Below are 19067 nucleotides of genomic sequence, written 5' to 3'. Positions count from 1 at the left end.
TTTAATCCCTGCAAAGCTCAAAAATATCACAGGATATGTCCCCTGCAACTTCCTATACTCCTCGTCTTTCCAAATATCAAGTCCCTTAAACAGCTCTTTTCTTCCCTCATATTGATTTGAGAAAAAACACTTTAACATATCCATATTTAATGTTTTTCCAAAACGGCGCGGACGGGTGATAAGTGTCACATCATCAGCAGATTCCCACCAATCTTTTATAAAATCTGTCTTATCTATATAAAAACAATCTTTTTTCCTTATATCCTCAAAACTTTGTTTCCCTATTGCTATTTTTTTCATAGTATCCCTCCAATACAACTCTAACACATTTTTATTTTTCATTCATATTTATTTTTATTCACGAAATCACTCTACTGTATTTATGATAACATTACATCAAAACAAAGTAAAGGCAGCAAATGCAAAAGGCAACTATCACAACTGTTATGTTATTGCGATAATTGCCTTTTCCTGCACTATAATTTTTTTACATATTTTCCATCTACCCAGCCATATATTTTGCTCTTTGAGCATATACCGATTAAGTGACACCCTTATCCCTGCATCTTCAACTATCCGCTTTTTCTATCTGGTTAATTTTATCTGCTATAACCTTTTTCAATTCGTCATTATATAATTTAACCAGCCATTCAACAGCATCTTTTGCCTGTTTTTCTATCCTATCTGATGCATAACCGCATGATGTCAATAAATCTTTTGCTAATTCCTGAAATGCCGCTCTGATATTCTGGTAACAATACCTGTCTTTATATTTTGGGTTTCCTCTCCAGTCACTTCCACATTCCACTTCCATATCATCCGTATCCCAATAACAGTCATACTGTGAAGCCGGGTAGTCAAATTCTGATTTCACACCTGAAATAAGTTCATCCGAAACAAGTTCGCCCTTTTTCAGCATTTTCCATGTTGTATCCCTGTTTGGAAATACATCAACATTTACAAAATCCTGCGGCAGCCTGTCCCCAAGTATTGTTTTTATTCCTTCCAGTATTTTGCTTACTCTTTCATTACACTGTGCATATACACTTCCCTCTTCAGGATTTTCTGTATAATATGGCTTCAAATGAATTACTCTGTATTCAGTGATAATATTTAAAATTATACTGTCTACCTGTGAGTACATTGCTCTCTCGAACTCACGCAATGCTGCACTCTCAGCCGCTCCGTCACTTGAATAATCATATCTGTATTCTCCTGACGCTGCCGGTATCGGAATCGTATATTCATTTTTATCAAATTTAAGCTGCTTTTCGTTTGGATTTTCCAAACCTTTGTACTCTTTTAACTGCTTAATCAAATCACTTAATACTTTCTCTTCGTTATCTGTCTCATCTAATTCAAATGCTTTTACGGGACATATCTCACTTAAATTTCTAAATTCTTCGCTGACATCATCAAGAATCGTTCCGGATTTTACATTCAGATCTCCGTTTGATGATGTTTCCAAAAAATTATATCCAAGTCCCAAACAACTTCCACAACCGACACAATTGCTGTTAATTTTTAAGCTTCCTCTCATATTCATCCTCCTCTACTGTATCTGTTTTAACATATCTCTTCCCTGCTGTATTACTTTAATGGACTCTTTTTCAATATTTCCATTTTCATCTAATAATGGAGTATTTATTATTCTATAAATTAACTTTGTTAATGACAATGATACATTTAATGCATTAATATCATCTTCTGAATAATTTTCTGAATCCAAGCCATTATTTTTTAAAATAATACTTATATTTTTTATTGACTTCATATACAACATTCCAAGTTTTTCCAGCAATTCTGTAATTATCATAGTATGCTGTGTAATCCCCTCTAATGCTATACATATTGAATCAATTTGAGCAGTCACTGCACTTGCCATTGCTTTATTTTTAGAAGCGGTTTTTAAATTCATTTTAGACTCTTTTATCATTACGCCTCCAATTCCCATAAGTGCAAACGATATAGCATATTGCGATTTTTTCATTATCATTCCGCTTGTTACGGCCGGCAATTCAACATATTGTCTGATTTGATTTTGTATCACATCTAATTTTTCAATTTCTTCAATTCCTTTTCCCCTGCCAAACTGAATTTTTCTTATAATACTATATTGTTCCTGAAACATACTCAAATGGTATGTTATTAATCCATTTTTTCTTTTTGCATTTATTTGCAACTGATTTAAAAGGTCGCTTTGACATTTTTCCAGCCTGGCATTTGCATCTGCTATCTTTGTAAACGCTTTTATATTCTTCTTTGTCGCCTCTTTATCTAACTTAGCTGATTTGTTAATCTGTTGTGCGAACAATATTCCCAAAAGCACTTCACTCGTAATAATAATCCCCCCTATTCTAATATTATTGTTTCATCTGAACCTGAAAAAATATTGTCTTTAGTTATTAAATCCTTTTTAAAATCATTTTCTGTCATACCAAACTCATTTCCAATGCTTATTATTCCACCATAAATACTATCATAGGAATTATTTTTTATGCCGTCTAATATATCCTGCAAACCATCACTTACATTTTTTACAAGATTACCATTTTCCTTATTGATAATACACTTTAATGTATTTTGAGATGCTCTGATTTCATGTTCTGCTCTTTTATATAAAGCAATAACCTGCGAATTTCTTTTTTCAAATTCTTTAGAAAAACGAATTGTATCAATAAGGTTAGAACATATCAGTGTGGTAACAACTTCTCCTACATACTGACCTATATATGCACCTACAACAGGTATCGGAATCAGCACTTCTCCTATCGCACCACCAACACATTTACCTATATATCCGGCTGTTATATAGGCTGCTGTCTCCGCTGTTTTAGCAATAAATTCATCCGTTGTTATCTCCCCGCTTGCCAGAGACAGCACCTGCTTTGCTATTTGAACCGAACCATTTACTAAGATTGAAGCTTCTGTATGTTCTAATGCAATCTGCTTCATCAGGGCTCCTGTTGCATAACCTGCGGCTGCAGCTGTCACGGTGTCTTTAACAGTATCCTTAACCGCTTCCTTGCAATCTTTTTCTCCTTTTACAACTGAAACCGCATTTGTTGTCACTGACAATGCAGAAGCAAATATTGCCGAATTAACAGCTTCTTCTTTTCCTGCCTGATTTATTCCCTTAGCTTTCATTGCAAAATCTGTATCACTTATTTTATGCACAACATTTTCAGCGTACATTGCAGTTGCCTGCACACGCATTGCAATGCGGCTTTCCGCCTCTTTTTCCAGCATTTTGGCAGATGTTTTTAAACCGGGATTTTCACCTTTTAAAGTCTGCCGCATCAAATATTCATGGTTTTCAAGACCACCTTTGCTCCTATTGAGCTTAGAATTTGTAATCGCATAATTGTGTTCACTATTTGCAATAATTCTCTGCTGATCATCCGAAAGCCCTTTATACCGGCTTTGGACTACTTTTATCGGTGTAACATGATCTGTATCTGATATTTTATCAATTGGATGTTTTTTTATCGCTTTTTTAGTATTGCCACTAAAAACACGTTCACCGGTATAATCATCCTTTCGCGATTTTCTATCTCCATATTGGTTTTGCTTATATTTTTTTCTCTTAGCAATATCATCAATCTCTCTTGCCAATGTACCTCCCTCCATTCTTTAGGAGATATTATATATCTCCTAAAGCTAACTGTCAACTATCGGCAATGTTTATTGTTTTTATATAAGTAACAACAGGTTTTCGGTTTTGAAATTTACTTATTTACTTTTACGGATTTCTTTGAGCTCCATTTTCCATATACTTTTTTCTTTGAAGTTTTATAACGGTATGCTCTCACCTGAATATAATATTTCTTCTTTTTCTTCAATGATGTTAAAGTATATTTTGTCTTAACAGTAGTCTTTGTTTTGCTTGAACCCATATTCGATTTCAGTGAATAACGCACCTGGTATCCCTTTGCTTTACTTACTTTTTTATATTTAATCTCAATCTTTCTGCCTTTAATATTTCTTACTTTTGATATAGTAACTTTTCCTACAGTTATTTTTTTAGCTGTATTATTATCTTCGTTGTCATCTACACCAAAAACATAATCACTGTCATCGTCTGCATCATCATTTGTATCATCGTTTGTATTATCATTGTTATTATTTGTATTGTCAGGTTTACTAATTACATTATCATTTTTCTTTGACATTATATTAAACGCTTTTTTTATTGAACCTTCATAATAACCGAGTCCGGATATTGTTATTTCAGCCGTTCCCACATTTATATTGTTAGAATATGAAACAGTATAATCTTCATCTTTATTTAATGTAACATTTCCGTCAGTAACTTTTATATCCTGTTCTATCGAATTTCCGGTATATGTTTTGTCCGCCACTCCTACAATATAAAAACTGCTCAGATTTTGTTTTACTGTTGCCTGACACACTGCTTTTCCATTTCCTGCTTTTGCAGTTATTGTTGTTTCTCCCGGTGATACTGCCGTAATCACTCCTGAATCACCTACAGAAGCAATATTAGAATTTGAACTGCTCCAGACAACTTTATCTGTCGTATCTATCGGTGAAAGTTTTGTCCCTATCTCTTTCGTATCACCTTTATATAATGTAACCGATGACTCGTCAAGCATAAGCAATACACATGGTGCTGTTATAGCTAATTTATGAGCAGCACTTACTCCATTTGATGCTGTTGCCGTTATCGTCACTTCTCCCGTGGCAAGTGCCGTCACATTTCCGTCAGCATCTACTGTCGCTTTGCTCTCATCACTGCTGCTCCACTTTACACTGTTGTCAGTAGCATTTTCAGGAGCTACCGAAACGCTCAATTTCATCTGCGTTCCTTTTGGAATCGTGTTAATTCCTGTAATTGATACTGATGTAACAGCAATTTCCCCTGTTTTTATCTCAAATTCTGCTGTTTTACCGCCATAATTCACCTTTACAGTTTGTGTTCCAACAATCGACATATTATAACCTGAAAGCATATCTTTTGTAAGCAGTACCGTTGTATCATAACCACCCTCATATGTAATCTTTATACTTCCACCATCTGTATTTATATCCTCGCCCTGAGTATAATCTAATTTATTTGGCAATGATTCAATCGAAATCCCCTCCACACGCTGCTGGCGATTTCCTTTCAACTGGGGATATTTATAAGTAGAGTTAGGGTCAATCTCCCATGTATTTTCAAAATCAAAACCTGTAAACACCCCTGGCTTAGACATCTGAGCTTCCGTTAATTTGGTTGCATCCCCAGATTCATCAGTGGCACTTCCTTCCAGATAATAACAATTTTCGACATGGGTATAGATTACTACTCCTGAACCTGAGATTTTGCCTACATTATAGCATTGTTTTGCCTGCCTGTTATACTCACTATATCCTGCAATCCCTCCAATATAACCCCTATTATATTTACTATCAGCATTTGCACTATTGTCAATCTTAGATGTATTATAACATTCACTAATAGATGTACTATTATCACCACGAGGATAACCTTCTATATCCCCTGCTATTCCTCCTACATACATTCTATTATTATTATTCTTAGGACATACAATATTTCCGCTTGAATAACACTTTGATACCACGCCACGGATTATCTCTCCCGCAACAGTCCCAATATAACAACCTACATCTTTAATTTCGTCTAAATCCCCAATCTTTACATCTGCCATTCCAAGATTATAAACTTTTCCACCCCAAATACTCTTAAACAGTCCTACATAATTTCCAGGATTTCCATAAATGTTCATCCCTTTAATTCGATACCCGTTTCCGTCAAATTCGCCACTAAACTCATTTATTGGTGTCCAGCCGTGTCCCGTATCCCATGAACCGCCTTTTGCAGTTTCCTCTGTCATGTCAATATCGTTCATCAGTCTGTAATTGCCACTGGTGTCGTTATTAATCGCATATAAATCTTCTATAGTTCTTATCTCTTTAAATTCCTTCTCTGTTTCCTCTTTTGCATTTGCCTTGAGTGGTGCCATCGTAAAACAAAGTGCCGCCACCAATATTATCGAAATAATTTTTTTAATCTTCATAATAATCCTCATTTCTGCACACATTTTTTGTGCATAGTGCGAAAGGTTTTGTCTTTCACACTAATCTCTTTTCCTGCTCGTATCTGTTTTTCTCTTTTAGATATAGATAATATCCCTAAAAGCTAATCGTCAATAATTTAATCTCATTATATGATTATCTATGTATGTTTTAGTTACACCTGTCATAAAATAAAACTTTTATCATATGCTTTTTATAAAATCCTATCATATTACTAATCAAGGAGGACTACCCTATGGAAAAAGGCTGCCTTGGCAATGCAATAAGAAATGCCCGCCTAAAAGCAAATATCACACAGGAAGACCTGTCTGAAAAACTCGGTATATCCGTTACCCATCTTAAACATATCGAGTCAGAACATCGTCTTCCATCAGTTCCATTGCTTATAAAAATAATGACTGTTCTTGGTATGTCATTTGATGATGTTGTTTTCGATGCCCCTAAAAATTCAAGACTTCTTAACAACACCATAAATCTCTTAAGACAATGCCCTGACCGTGATTTAAACATTATCAACGAAACGCTTCATGCCATGCGTAAATATGAATAAATTTCAGATTTACGCAGGCTATTTTTTCATTTTTTTATATGTGCCACTCATATCTGTGTACAACCCTTCCGTATTTCCTTTTTGTTTTATCACTATCTTGTTTTTATATACTTTAACCTTTATTTTAGCCTTACCCTTTTTTCCCTCATAACTGTTCTTTCCAACCTTGTAAAGATTTATATTTATATCACAAACAATTCTATCATCTCCGCCCATATACGCATCTTGTTTAAAAAGACCTATCTTTCCTTTATATGCACTTTTCTTTTTCATTGATATTCCATATTCTTCTTCATATTTTTTTGTTTTTATATGTTTATAATAACTTCCCGTATAATTTATTGCCGCCTCTGCTTTCCTGCTTACTAATCCTTCACCACCTTCAATTACTAAAACTGCTGCTAATAAAAAACATAAAATCTTCTTAATCTTCATTGTTTTTTCCTCCTGTTTATTCGTTTTTGATTTTATAAAACCCTTTACTCGTACTTCTTTATCAGTGCTATATTTTTCTTTTCATATTTATTTAACAAACTGTCGCTCCATTCTGACGGTTTGATTGATGGAATGTACCAGTTTTTGTCATTAAAATATTTATTTAAGTCTGCTGAATCAAATATGTAGCCATGTCTTGCAAATATTTCATTTCTTGCAAGTCTGAGTTTCTTTTTTGACATTTTGGATACTTCTGATTTTTTGACATATCTCGAATCACTTGAATCAAGAATATAATCATCATGCTCATCATATTCCAATTCTGCCGATAAATCCGGTTTGTCATCTGTCTTAGTATCAGTGCTGCTGCTCTTATCTGAATCATCCTCATCATTATTGCCGGCGTCGTCACTGCCGGCATCCGAATCAGAATCACTCCAAAAATCAGATGCGTCACTTTCATCTGTATCGCTGTTATCACTTGTTTCTCCTAAAGAACCATCGTCTTCTGATTCTTCGCCGATTATCTCAGGATCATTTTTAGTAAAAACAATCTCTGTAATTTCTGAATTTTGATATTTAATTCTTAAATAGTAATCATCACTTTTTGCGTATGTAATACCATTTCCTCCATCTTCAATTTTACTCACTTTATAATCTGATGAAATTTTTTTACTTATATCACTATAATTTTCACCATATTGTAATCCTAATATATTGTATTTATTTTCTGCTGAGACCGCTATCATATCTATTGAACCATCACCGTCTGCATCCGTAATATTCCAACATCCGTTTTTCAGCATTTTTATTCCATCATCCTCATCAAATGTTTCATCAGATACCAGACAATAATCCATCCCTATCCTGTCAATGTTTTTATTTATCAATGATGTAAGATCTCGTTTTGCCCCCTTTGTTATATAACTTGCAAAAACACTTTCCAGATATAAATTTATCTCATTCTTAGTTCCATCTTTCCCATCATGTCCAAAATACACACATTCTACCTTGTTACCCTGACACATAAATTGCAATACTATCTTTGCGTCTTTTCCCTGATATTCAGCCTTCGTTTCATACTCAACAATATTTTCATGTTTATCTGATTTAAAATATGACCACTTTTCCCCTTTACCATACAATTTAAATGCCATTTCGTATGTCACGCTGTTATATTTTGAGTAATGTGATTTTTTTACCTGTGTTATGTATTTTTTACTATTCCCCTTAATAAGCATCGCACACATTCCTGCTAATATTATCACCACCACCAAAACAATTCTTTTTGCCGGCTTAGACTTTTTGGTGCCATTCTTTGATTTTTCATTTACAGAAGAACTCACTAAATCACTTTTATCCGTTCCAACTTTCATTCCACATTTATCGCAAAACAACATACCATCATTTAGTTTATTTCCGCAATTACTACAAAAATTTGATGTGGTTTTATTTGTACTATCCATATTTTTCACCTCACATTTTCTTTAAACTAAAATTTAAAAATACTCATAAGTAATGCCAACGGTATTATTGCCCATCCAAAAAAGATTGATATCAATAGCTTTTTAATATAAAAACCAAAAGTATCTGAAATAACATAAATGCGCCTTGAATACCATACATAATTAAGGCACTGATATGATGCAACAATATAAATTATTATCCATAATAACATAGTTGAATCCACTCCTTTTCTTCCGTTTTTCATTTCTGCTCAATTATACTACCCGTCCACGACACTATGTGTCGTCCGGAATATTATTTTTAATTTGTCAAATTTTTTGTCCCGAAATATTTAACACCACCTTTAATAAAATGTTTTATCCACATCACACTACTCCCCTTTTATCATATGTGCTCTAGGAATCTTCCAAACAAAGAATTTCTGTAGTACATTCATTTACATACCATCAATTTTCATCACATAGCTGTCTTTTCCCCTGTTATAGCTGATTATTCTTCTTTTTCCGGTTTCAGTATTAAAATCTGCCAGAAATGCTCTTATATCAGCTATATCTCTCTGCACCGTCCTTTCATCTATCCCAAAATCTGCTGCCGTACCTGACAGACTTATGGTCTTTCTTTGTTCAAGCCATGTATAAAGCCTGAGCACCCTGTAACTCTTACTGTATCTCATAAAAAAATCCCCCTGTATCACTTGATGGTCATATGCTAACAAATTAGCTTTACGACTTTGTAATAGTGATTTCAGGGGGACTTTTCCCGGCTTTTGGGATTTAAGATTATCAACTTTTCTTACTTCAAGGACCCGTCATTTCTTATTTTTAAATTCAATCTTTTTATATTCGTATTCTTTGCTTACCTCTCTTATAAATGCATCACACTCCCTTTTTAAGTTTTCTTTCTGTTTGTATTCACTTTTATTTTTCTCCTCTTTTTTAGTTTCAGCAAAGTTTTCCCAGATGCCTTTTTGTTCTGTCATTTTATTTTTTATCATTATCAGCAAATCTGTTATTTTTCCTTTAATCCTGCTGTCTTCGGCATCCTTTTCTTGTTCTATGCACCTCTTTCCTGCTTCGAGATATATTTCCATCGCATGAAGTTCTTCTTTTATCAGCACAAACATATCTCCCGCATTTATTATCTCATTTATTTTACGCCACGCTTTAGATTTCTTCTCATTTTCATATCCTGCCATAGCAGAACTTAAATATTTTCCGGCATACGATTTGATTTTATTATAGCTGTCATTACTTTCAATATGAGCCAAATATGAATCCATATATATTTTTTCTGATGTGTTACTTTCTTTCAATGAATCTTTCTGTACTAATCTTTCAGTCTGTTTATGGCTCTTTATCCATGCCCTAATAATCATTTCAAGAAGTTTCATATAATTATCGTCAGTCTTTTTCATCATTCCATTATCACACATATAATTCATTATTTTATATGTATTTTCAAGACATATATATTCCATATCATATTTTTCTGCATCTTTATAATCATCTGCTGCCTCCTGCCATATCTTTAATTCTTCTTCTGTGCTGTTTTTTCTATGCTTTAACAAATACCTTGCTATCATCATATAGTTACATTCTTTTCTAAGTGTTTCAATCCGTTCGTTATTTATTTCGTATTCTTCGCAGTCTATATCTATATCTGCAGATAATCTTACTTTTATTTCTGCTTTGCAAATAATACTTCTGATATATTCATCACTTATACCTCCTGCATTGTATAAGTCTTTTGCTTTTTCTATATAATTCATTGCTTTTTTTACACTGGCATCATCATCTTTATAATCAGTTAAAGTTTCCGAGAGATTTACAAGCAGTATTATATGATACTTTACAAACGAATCATCCTGTTTATACTTTTGTATTATACAATTCACCAGCTTTTCTTTAAATTCTTCATTCTGCCAGTTATCTATCCTATCAATAGTTTTTATAATATCTTCATATGAAACAGCCTCTTTTTGTGCATATTCATATATAAAATCAAATACCTCCGGTTCTATTTCACTATCCCCCAGCATTTCATAATATTTTATACATTCTTCCCATAAATCGTCTGTTTCTTTTATATTTTCACTCTCTGCTCTATTTCGTGTTATCATTCCAGTGTTACTGTTTTTTTCTCTTCTACCGATATTTTCTGTAATGTTTTTTTCATCACCATATTTTATATATTCAGCAAAATAATTTTTTCTTTTGGTGTTCTTTTCAATAATATACATTTTATAATATGCTGCTATTACATAATTGATTGCATATGCATCTCTTTCTTTTTCTGCATCATTTTTTTCAAATAATATAAGCTCCATTGCATATTTTTCTGCCTCCGCTTCATTCCCTATTTTCATAAAAATATTGATAAGCTTAAGACATATATTGCACGAATAACCTATCAGACAATTCTTATTTTCTAAACGCTTTCTGTCGTTATCAAGCACGCTTTTATATGCAGCTATAGCTTTATCATATTTACCTGTTTTTTTATACATTTCGGCTATATTATCCATAGCTGTTTCTAATAATTCCTCCCCATCTTCATATGCCTTTTTATAATACTTTTCTGCCTTTGCAAACTTTCCGTCTGTCTCTAGTTTTTTTGCATATTCCGTATAGGTTATATCATCAAACCACAACTTTGTTGTACCATTTTCATCGGTTATACTCATATCAGATGTATCTGTATCTTCATTTTTCCTAAGTTCAGTAAGTATTTTCTGATATTTATATGCCTTATCCATATCAGCATAATATTTATTTTTGTAAACTGATATAAAATCCGAGTCCGAATAAAAATCAAATATTTTTTTATAAAAAATTTCTTTTGCGGCAATATCATAATCTGTCTGTGACATTTTTTCTGCCGCTTCTTCAAACATCCAAACCACCAAATCATAAATTTCATCCAGTTCCCTGATTTTTCCTAATGCATTATTATTTTCTGCCATATCTGTTTTTTCAATTTCGTTATTCCGACCTGTATAATCACCTTCTTTTATCTTATCAGTCCATCCTGACTGTCCCGCATCATACATTGCCGGCAAGTGTATATTTTCCTCTAATAAATGCCATATTTCACTCGCTGTATCTATATATTCTTTTACCATATAGCTACAGTCATTTGCCGCATAATTTTTTTCTACATTATATTTATTGATATAATATATAATCTGCTCCAGCATACTTTTTATGTCACATAATTTATTTTTAGCGGAATTATTTTCCATAAATTCCATACCACTGTTTATTAAAGTATTGTTTATCTTTTTTCTATATATCCTTTGAGTTATATCTGCCGCATTTTCATCATCATATTTATTGCAAATTTCCAGTGCCTTTTCAAGCTGCAGTTCTTTTCCATACTCAAGGCAGAGTTCTGCATATTTTTTATTTTCTCCCGTAAGCCTTTCCATAAATATCTTGAGCATATTGCGTCTGATAACTTTTTCACTATGACTCTTAGCTTTTCTACTTATATATTCAATCATTCCATCAACTATCACAGGGCATCTCTCAGCACTTGGCAGGATATTTTTATACAAAATATCCTGTATAACCTGATGGAGTGATATTTTTTTACTTTCTTCGTTATACTCTATCCATCCTCCTTTTATAAGCCTTTCTAAATCAGTTTTTACCGAATCTGATTTATATATTTTTTCATATTCTTCTTTTAAAATTCTCATTCCGGCAAATAATGACAGACTGCTTATAAGTTCTTTCTCATTATCATTAAAATCCGATATATCAAACAATATCTCAATATGACTGTTTATACTTTTAAATCTCAATCTCCGGTCTTTTCTCTGTTTTATACCTATGTCCTCGGTATTCGTCACACCTTCTTTTTCAAGAAATCTCTCGTACAGTGCTTTCGGCTCATCACAAATATTTTTAAGATATTTTGCTATTAACTCCACTGTCATTGTGTGTCTGTCAACATATTCTATCAGCTTTTCTATATAATCAGTTTCCCCCTCATTATATTCAGTATCATTATATGAATAAAATAATTCCCGTAAATCTTTTATATCGGACATTCTATCTATAGTTATCTGCTTATAATTATAATCCCTAAAATCCATTCTGGTCGTTATAATAAACTTTGCCGGACATTTAAATAAGTTTTCGAGTTCTTCGTCAAACTCCACATCGAAATTATCTATTATTATAAGGTCATCATCTGTTGCCGTCTTTTCAAGTATTTTAATTTTTCGTTTAAAATAATCATCCTCACTTTCTTTCTCATCACGCTCAACCTTATTCAAATTTATTTCATCATTTACAAGTGTTTTTATATCTTTCTCATAAATAGCAAATGTAACTGTATTATATTTGCCGTGATACCTTGCTGCATATTGTTTTGCGATTTCCGTTTTTCCTATACCACCTATTCCTGACAAAAAAACAAGCTGGTTATCAGAAAGTATTTTGTCAATATCTAAAATCTCATCTTCCCTGCCAACAAAATATGCTGAATTGTATTGAAATGAATCAAGCAGATATACACTATTTATATCAGACAATCTTATAAGTTCATTAAGTTTTTCTATGACCGGAGTTATCTCATGCCAGCGTGATGCAGTTGCCGTAGACAATGTATTTTTCAGAAAAACTGTTATTTCCCTGTATATTGCCGGCTGATATTTTTCACTTGCAAATTGCATTTTATCATAATCATATTTACTTGATATTCTGCAGTCACTTATTTCCGCAGTTCTTCCAAACATTTTATAAAAAAGCACCGCACCTATAGAATATATATCCGTATGAAATCCCATTTTCCTTATGTTTCCCTGAATCTGTTCAGGTGCAGAAAATCCCTTTGAAAATGACAACCCGTTTTGTCCACCATTCACAAGCTCATCTGCCACCATCAATGAATCAAAATCAAAAAGCAGAATATGCTCGGCACTCTCAGGAAGAATAAATATATTTTCCGGTTTTATATCAAGATGAAGATAACCTTGTTCGTGATATTTTTTGATTATTAATGCAAGACTTTTTATATGCGTAAATACCTCTTTTAAAGATTTATCATTATACTTTGCATAATCTTCACCCTCATCCAGTGTCATAAGAATATAAACTGTATTGTTTTTTCTTATTATCTCTGCCGGATTTACTGTTGAATTTATAAGTCCCAAGGTCTGTTTTATCTCCACATTTTTCCTGTATGACTGTATAAATTTTTCTTTTATATCTTCAAACTCATTTTCCTTTTCTACAGATATTGAAAGACTGTTGTCATCTGCTCTGCTTAAAAGAAGATATGCCGGATAACACTCTTTTAACCTTACATTGTGTTTTACTCCGATACTGTCATTATAAACAGCACCATAAACAATACAATTCGCTCCTCTGCCCACCTCTGAAACTATTTCAATGTTTATATCATCCGACATTTTAATCACACTTCCAATATTTAATGCTTTTCTATTATCAGACATACTTTTACCACTCCCATGATTATTTCAACTTCATACCAACTAAACTAGTGTACTGACCTAATGACTTTTAGTTAAATAATTTAGGATAAATTTTCAGTCTGCAAGACGGAAGAATGAGCCGTAGCGGGCTACGGCGATTGATGACAACGAAGCAGATGGAAATTTATACAAGTTATTTGGCAAAATATCAACAGGTCAGTACACTAGGTACAATACATAAAAATACCATATCACTTTTTATCAGAACGGTTTGTAAAAGTGATTCGTTGCTTTTTTCCACGATTTATTATATCATAAATTTGCAAGGCAAGAGAACTTGTTCTCTTGTACCGAATTTATGAACGACAAAATCATATAGCACGAAGTGCGACAGATGCATTGCATCTGGATTTTGGAGTTCATTGTATCATAAATTTGGGGGATATTATGGATAACAATTATACAAAGATTAATGCCGACAAAATATCTTGCTTTATTATTAATGATGAAGATGGTTCTGATCAGGCAATCTCATTTTTAAAAAATAAAGACTCATTTAGACCTTTTAAGGATGGTCTTAAAGAACTATTTAGGATGAAAAATATTGATATTGACTTATCAGATAATGAAGTGATGGCTGATTTTCTTTATTCAAAATTAAAAGACATTAAAGCCAATGTAGAAAAAGAAACCGTAATTTCATGGTTTTCAGGCACACATCGTCCAAAAGTAGAAGCCGGCAGCCGCCTGAAAATGTATGAGATATGTTTTGCCCTTAATTTAAACGAAACTGAAACCACATGGTTCTTTCAGCATATTTATTATGACAGGGCATTCAACTGTCATACTATCGATGAAGCAGTATTTTATTTTGCCTTTTCTAACGGACTGACATACCAAAAATCACTTAATATCATAAAAAAGATAAATGAGGCGGATGCTCCTGCTGCTACAAATTATGAGGGCAATTATACGCTGTTTGTCAAAAATCAGATAAACTCAATGAAAACAGCCGGGGAACTTACCACATTTTTAATTTCCAATAAAGAAAATTTTAAATCATGGAATAAAAGTGCAGGCAATATGCTTAAAAGTCTTGCTGCCGAGATAACAATCCCCGAATCAGCAAAGAAAAAAACAGATGAACTCAAAAGAAATATAAGCCGTTTTCTATCCGCTCCATCTGACAAAACAAGCTGTAAAAAAAATAATTTCTCAGGTAAAATTCACCCTGAAGATTATACTGATTGCGGTCTTATTGTCAGAGAGATTATTTATGATTCCATGCATAACAGTTATGATACTATATCTCAGTGTGAATATATAAAAGATGTCATGAACAATAGAAATTTTATGAAAAATGCTTCTATACTGAGATACCTTATCACAACTTCTGTAGGAGCCGGGAAAGATACATCCATTCCATACATTGTCAGAAATAATTTTCCTTCAAAAAAAACAATGTCGGATATTTTGTCGGAAGATAAACTTTCAACTTCTAAATCATATGACTCGATACGAAAACTTATCATTCTTCTTGATTTTTATCGTTTTTGGGTAAATGCAAAATTAAATTCTGAAACTGAATATTATAAAACTTTGGATGAAGATAAACTTACGGAGATTTATATTGAAGAAGCCAATAATTGCCTTTATGACTGCGGCTATGAAGATTTATATGCCGGTAATCCTTATGACTGGATTTTTCTTTGTTCCGCACACGCAAATGATCCGCTTGATTTTTTTAGATCCTGTTTTTCTGAACTTTTACCGGAAGAATAGTATATATAATGAGGTTTCATCATATGGTAAAATCTCAATAATAAAATTTTACCGGAAGTTTTTAATACGAGCATCTATATGATTATTTTATTAAAAAATCCGGATACCACATCATTGATGATATCCGGATTTTTATTATTTCAGGAATGTTTAATAATCTTCCTATAATGTTCCATTATCAAAATAATCTATCTGCATTGCTTTCTTTACATCACTAAGTGTTTCCGCAGCCTTTTTCTCTGCAATTTCACTGCCTTTTCTTAAGATGTCATACACATCAGGAAGTCGCTTTTCCCATGATTTTCTTCTCTCTCTTATAGGCTCAAGCTCTGCCTGCATTACATTATTGAGGAATTTCTTGACTTTTACATCTCCCAAGCCACCTCTCTTATAATTGTCTTTTAATTCATCAAGATTATTGTAATCAGGTAAGAACTCCTCAAAATACTCAGGCTTGCAAAATGCATCAAGATAAATAAATACAGGATTTCCGTCTACCTGTCCCGGATCTTCAACTCTGATATGATTTGGATCTGTGTACATTGACATTACTTTTGTCTTAATGTCTTTTGCCTCGTCTGAAAGATAAATACAGTTTCCGAGAGATTTACTCATTTTTGCTTTTCCGTCTATTCCCGGAAGTCTGAGGCAGGCTTCATTGTCAGGAAGCACTATCTTTGGATCTGTAAGTGTCTCTCCATAAACTGAATTGAATTTATGTACGATTTCCTTACACTGCTCTATCATAGGCATCTGATCTTCTCCAACCGGAACAGTTGTCGCTCTGAATGCCGTTATATCTGCTGCCTGGCTTATAGGATAACAGAAAAATCCAACAGGTATGCTGGCTTCAAAATTGCGCATTTTTATTTCTGCTTTTACGGTAGGATTTCTCTGAACTCTTGATACTGTTACAAGATTCATATAATAAAATGTAAGTTCGGTAAGTTCAGGCACCATAGACTGAATAAATATTGTTGATTTATCAGGGTCAAGACCGCAGGCAAGATAGTCAAGCGCTACCTGAATGATGTTCTGTCTTACTTTTTCAGGATGCTCAGCATTATCTGTAAGTGCCTGTGCATCAGCTATCATAATATATATCTCATCAAATTTTCCTGAATTCTGTAATTTTACTCTCTCTTTTAATGAACCTACATAATGTCCCACATGAAGTTTACCGGTAGGACGGTCACCTGTTAATATTATCTGCTTTTGTTCCATTTTATATAATTCTCCTTAATTTATATTTTCTATTCACACGCCGGCAAATATACCCGGCAAAAACATAACAATTCAGTCAAAAAACTTTTCTGTGTCATTATCTGCTTTTGACCCTTGCATCATTTTATTATACTATAGATTTTCATTTAACGCAATTCCGAAATGTTCATAGCCTGCTTTTGTTACGCTTCTTCCCCTCGGTGTCCTTGCGACAAGTCCATTCTGCACAAGATACGGCTCATACACATCTTCTATCGTCCCCGCATCTTCGCCTATTGATACGGCAAGTGCTTCAAGTCCTACAGGTCCGCCGCCAAAGTTGTTTATCATCGTGAGTATTATCTGTCTGTCCGTATTGTCTAGTCCAAGTTTATCTACTTCCAGCAGGTCGAGTGCAAAATCAGCGACCTCTTTTGTTATCCTTCCGTCATATTTTATCTGTGCAAAGTCTCGGACACGCTTTAACATCCTGTTTGCAAGTCTCGGAGTTCCCCTTGACCGTCTTGCAAGTTCGACTGCACCGTCTTTTTCTATCTCGACACCGAGCACTTTCGCCGAGTTTGTTATAATCTTATATAGTTCGTCTGTCGTGTAAAACTCCATCCTGTTTACGACACCAAATCTGTCACGCAGCGGTGCGGATAACATTCCGGCTCTCGTTGTTGCCCCGACAAGCGTAAATTTGGGAAGATCCATTCTTATCGACCTTGCCGTAGGTCCTTTTCCTATGACTATATCAACCGCATAATCTTCCATTGCCGAATAAAGCACTTCCTCTGCCTGCCTGTTTAGACGGTGAATTTCATCTATAAACAGCAAGTCACCTTCCGCAAGTCCGTTTAATATTGCAACAAGGTCACCTGTCTTTTCTATAACGGGTCCTGATGTCACTTTAAAATTAACTCCCATCTCATTTGCGATAATGCCTGCAAGCGTTGTTTTTCCAAGTCCCGGAGGTCCATACAGGAGCACATGGTCCAAAGCTTCGCCTCTCTGCTTTGCGGCTTCTATGTATATCTTAAGATTGCCCTTTACCTTTTCCTGCCCTATGTAATCTTTTAAAAACTTGGGTCTTAAGGTAGTTTCTATGCCCGCATCTTCCTCCGTAAATTCTGTTGTTATACTCCTTTTTGCCATCTTTTTTCTCCATGCAGATTTCTATTTAATTCAGTCAGGCGGATATTGACAACCCGCTCTGCCACTTATTCATAATACTACGAATACAGATATTTAAGACTTTGTTTAAGCAGTTCCTCAACTGTTGTATCTTCACCTGTATCTGCTTTTCTGACTGCTTTTGTGGCTTCTGTCGCAGAATAACCGAGTGCAGCCAGTGCCTCTATAGCATCCGAAACAGCCTGTTTTGAATTATCTTCAAATATGCTTTGCTGCCCGTCAATTTCTGATTTAATATCGGGAGCAACATCACGCATCTTGAGTTTATCCTTAAGCTCGATAACGACCTTGCTCGCTGTTTTTGCACCTATTCCCGGAGCTTTTGCTATCGTTTTTGCATCTTCTGCCATAACCGCATACCTTATATCATCCGCCGACAATGTTCCAAGTACACCTATCGCACCTTTAGGACCTATGCCGCTGACTGTAATAAGCAGTTTAAATACTTCCAGCGTATCTCTGTCAAGAAATCCAAACAACTGAAGTGCATCTTCCCTCACATTCATATATGTATATATCATGACTTCACTGCCAATCTGCGGCATATTTCCTATTACAGACATTGGAACAAATATCTCATAACCTATTCCATTATTTTCTACTATAATTGTATTTTCATATATATATACCAGTTTTCCTTTTACAAAACTAATCATCGTTAATCCTCCAGACGGCTGAATTTACCGTTTACGGTATTTAACCAGCCCTCATCCATAAATTTTATTATCTCATAAGGATGTATTCCAAGCTCCTCCGATATTTGGAGTGCATTGCTGTTTGGGTACAGTTTCAGATATGCAACAATATCATCAAGCTGTGAATCATCAACACTTCGGCAATCCCTGCAGCACAATGTCCTTATCTTTGACTTAAAAACCTTATGGCAATGCTTACATACATTTGTATATATCATATTTTCCCCCTTTACATCGC

Annotated in this window: 15 protein-coding genes; 2 read left to right on the top strand and 13 right to left on the bottom strand. The window is 33.9% G+C overall.

The window, feature by feature from the left end; translation table 11 throughout:
* The 5 genes from DW721_RS16315 to DW721_RS03320 form a co-directional block, all read right to left on the bottom strand.
* A partial coding sequence (locus DW721_RS16315; RefSeq protein WP_243035930.1) for an AAA family ATPase occupies positions 1-300 on the bottom strand: 300 nt, incomplete at its 3' end.
* 268 nt (positions 301-568) lie between these two features.
* Positions 569-1540 carry a hypothetical protein gene (locus tag DW721_RS03335; RefSeq protein ID WP_118744788.1) on the bottom strand — a complete coding sequence of 324 codons (972 nt, stop codon included), beginning with the start codon at positions 1538-1540 and terminating at the stop codon, positions 569-571.
* Positions 1541-1552: 12 nt separating this feature from the next.
* Positions 1553-2323 (bottom strand): hypothetical protein, encoded by a 771-nt coding sequence (locus DW721_RS03330; RefSeq protein ID WP_118744787.1) that lies wholly within the window; start codon positions 2321-2323, stop codon positions 1553-1555.
* Positions 2324-2352: 29 nt separating this feature from the next.
* Positions 2353-3615 carry a hypothetical protein gene (locus tag DW721_RS03325; protein WP_147355375.1) on the bottom strand — a complete coding sequence of 421 codons (1263 nt, stop codon included), beginning with the start codon at positions 3613-3615 and terminating at the stop codon, positions 2353-2355.
* A gap of 113 nt (positions 3616-3728) precedes the next feature.
* On the bottom strand, positions 3729-6038 hold the full coding sequence (locus tag DW721_RS03320; RefSeq protein WP_182436183.1) for an Ig-like domain-containing protein: 2310 nt from the start codon (positions 6036-6038) through the stop codon (positions 3729-3731).
* Positions 6039-6292: 254 nt separating this feature from the next.
* Between DW721_RS03320 and DW721_RS03315 the strand changes: the two genes are divergently transcribed.
* Positions 6293-6607 carry a helix-turn-helix transcriptional regulator gene (locus tag DW721_RS03315; RefSeq protein WP_022013491.1) on the top strand — a complete coding sequence of 105 codons (315 nt, stop codon included), beginning with the start codon at positions 6293-6295 and terminating at the stop codon, positions 6605-6607.
* An 18-nt stretch (positions 6608-6625) separates the two neighbouring features.
* Here the strand turns inward: DW721_RS03315 and DW721_RS03310 are convergent, their stop codons facing one another.
* The 4 genes from DW721_RS03310 to DW721_RS03290 all read right to left on the bottom strand — a co-directional run bounded on the left by DW721_RS03310 (position 6626) and on the right by DW721_RS03290 (position 13973).
* Positions 6626-7042 (bottom strand): hypothetical protein, encoded by a 417-nt coding sequence (locus DW721_RS03310; RefSeq protein WP_118744784.1) that lies wholly within the window; start codon positions 7040-7042, stop codon positions 6626-6628.
* Positions 7043-7086: 44 nt separating this feature from the next.
* On the bottom strand, positions 7087-8508 hold the full coding sequence (locus tag DW721_RS03305; protein WP_118744847.1) for a YARHG domain-containing protein: 1422 nt from the start codon (positions 8506-8508) through the stop codon (positions 7087-7089).
* A 437-nt stretch (positions 8509-8945) separates the two neighbouring features.
* Positions 8946-9182 (bottom strand): HTH domain-containing protein, encoded by a 237-nt coding sequence (locus DW721_RS03295; protein WP_118744782.1) that lies wholly within the window; start codon positions 9180-9182, stop codon positions 8946-8948.
* Between the two features lie 135 nt (positions 9183-9317).
* Entirely contained in the window at positions 9318-13973 is a 4656-nt protein-coding gene (locus DW721_RS03290; RefSeq protein ID WP_118744781.1) for a tetratricopeptide repeat-containing serine/threonine-protein kinase, read from the bottom strand.
* 426 nt (positions 13974-14399) lie between these two features.
* Here DW721_RS03290 and DW721_RS03285 point away from each other — a divergent pair, with 426 nt between their 5' ends.
* Positions 14400-15734: a hypothetical protein gene (locus DW721_RS03285; protein WP_118744780.1), complete on the top strand. Its 1335-nt coding sequence runs from the start codon at positions 14400-14402 to the stop codon at positions 15732-15734.
* 162 nt (positions 15735-15896) lie between these two features.
* Here DW721_RS03285 and trpS read toward each other — a convergent pair whose 3' ends face one another.
* The 4 genes from trpS to DW721_RS15895 form a co-directional block, all read right to left on the bottom strand.
* The gene (gene trpS, locus DW721_RS03280) at positions 15897-16958 is read right to left on the bottom strand and encodes a tryptophan--tRNA ligase (RefSeq protein ID WP_118744779.1); all 1062 of its coding nucleotides are present in this window, start codon (positions 16956-16958) and stop codon (positions 15897-15899) included.
* A 132-nt stretch (positions 16959-17090) separates the two neighbouring features.
* Positions 17091-18095 (bottom strand): Holliday junction branch migration DNA helicase RuvB, encoded by a 1005-nt coding sequence (ruvB, locus tag DW721_RS03275; RefSeq protein WP_022014823.1) that lies wholly within the window; start codon positions 18093-18095, stop codon positions 17091-17093.
* A 77-nt stretch (positions 18096-18172) separates the two neighbouring features.
* Positions 18173-18790: a Holliday junction branch migration protein RuvA gene (gene ruvA / locus DW721_RS03270; protein ID WP_022014822.1), complete on the bottom strand. Its 618-nt coding sequence runs from the start codon at positions 18788-18790 to the stop codon at positions 18173-18175.
* A 2-nt stretch (positions 18791-18792) separates the two neighbouring features.
* Positions 18793-19047: a MerR family transcriptional regulator gene (locus tag DW721_RS15895; protein ID WP_022014821.1), complete on the bottom strand. Its 255-nt coding sequence runs from the start codon at positions 19045-19047 to the stop codon at positions 18793-18795.
* Between the last annotated feature and the right edge of the window lie 20 nt (positions 19048-19067).

This window comes from Clostridium sp. AM27-31LB (assembly GCF_003480745.1).
Lineage (GTDB): Bacteria > Bacillota > Clostridia > Lachnospirales > Lachnospiraceae > Butyribacter > Butyribacter intestini.
The sequence above is the reverse complement of the archived record's forward strand: the minus strand, read 5'-3'. Positions and strand labels throughout refer to the sequence as shown.

Coding starts and splice junctions, on each gene's coding strand:
- DW721_RS03335 (WP_118744788.1), bottom strand. CDS start 1,540: ATGAGAGGAAGCTTAAAAATTAACAGCAATTGTGTCGGTTGTGGAAGT.
- DW721_RS03320 (WP_182436183.1), bottom strand. CDS start 6,038: ATGAAGATTAAAAAAATTATTTCGATAATATTGGTGGCGGCACTTTGT.
- DW721_RS03315 (WP_022013491.1), top strand. CDS start 6,293: ATGGAAAAAGGCTGCCTTGGCAATGCAATAAGAAATGCCCGCCTAAAA.
- DW721_RS03310 (WP_118744784.1), bottom strand. CDS start 7,042: ATGAAGATTAAGAAGATTTTATGTTTTTTATTAGCAGCAGTTTTAGTA.
- DW721_RS03305 (WP_118744847.1), bottom strand. CDS start 8,508: ATGGATAGTACAAATAAAACCACATCAAATTTTTGTAGTAATTGCGGA.
- DW721_RS03295 (WP_118744782.1), bottom strand. CDS start 9,182: ATGAGATACAGTAAGAGTTACAGGGTGCTCAGGCTTTATACATGGCTT.
- DW721_RS03290 (WP_118744781.1), bottom strand. CDS start 13,973: ATGTCTGATAATAGAAAAGCATTAAATATTGGAAGTGTGATTAAAATG.
- DW721_RS03285 (WP_118744780.1), top strand. CDS start 14,400: ATGGATAACAATTATACAAAGATTAATGCCGACAAAATATCTTGCTTT.
- trpS (WP_118744779.1), bottom strand. CDS start 16,958: ATGGAACAAAAGCAGATAATATTAACAGGTGACCGTCCTACCGGTAAA.
- ruvB (WP_022014823.1), bottom strand. CDS start 18,095: ATGGCAAAAAGGAGTATAACAACAGAATTTACGGAGGAAGATGCGGGC.
- ruvA (WP_022014822.1), bottom strand. CDS start 18,790: ATGATTAGTTTTGTAAAAGGAAAACTGGTATATATATATGAAAATACA.
- DW721_RS15895 (WP_022014821.1), bottom strand. CDS start 19,047: ATGATATATACAAATGTATGTAAGCATTGCCATAAGGTTTTTAAGTCA.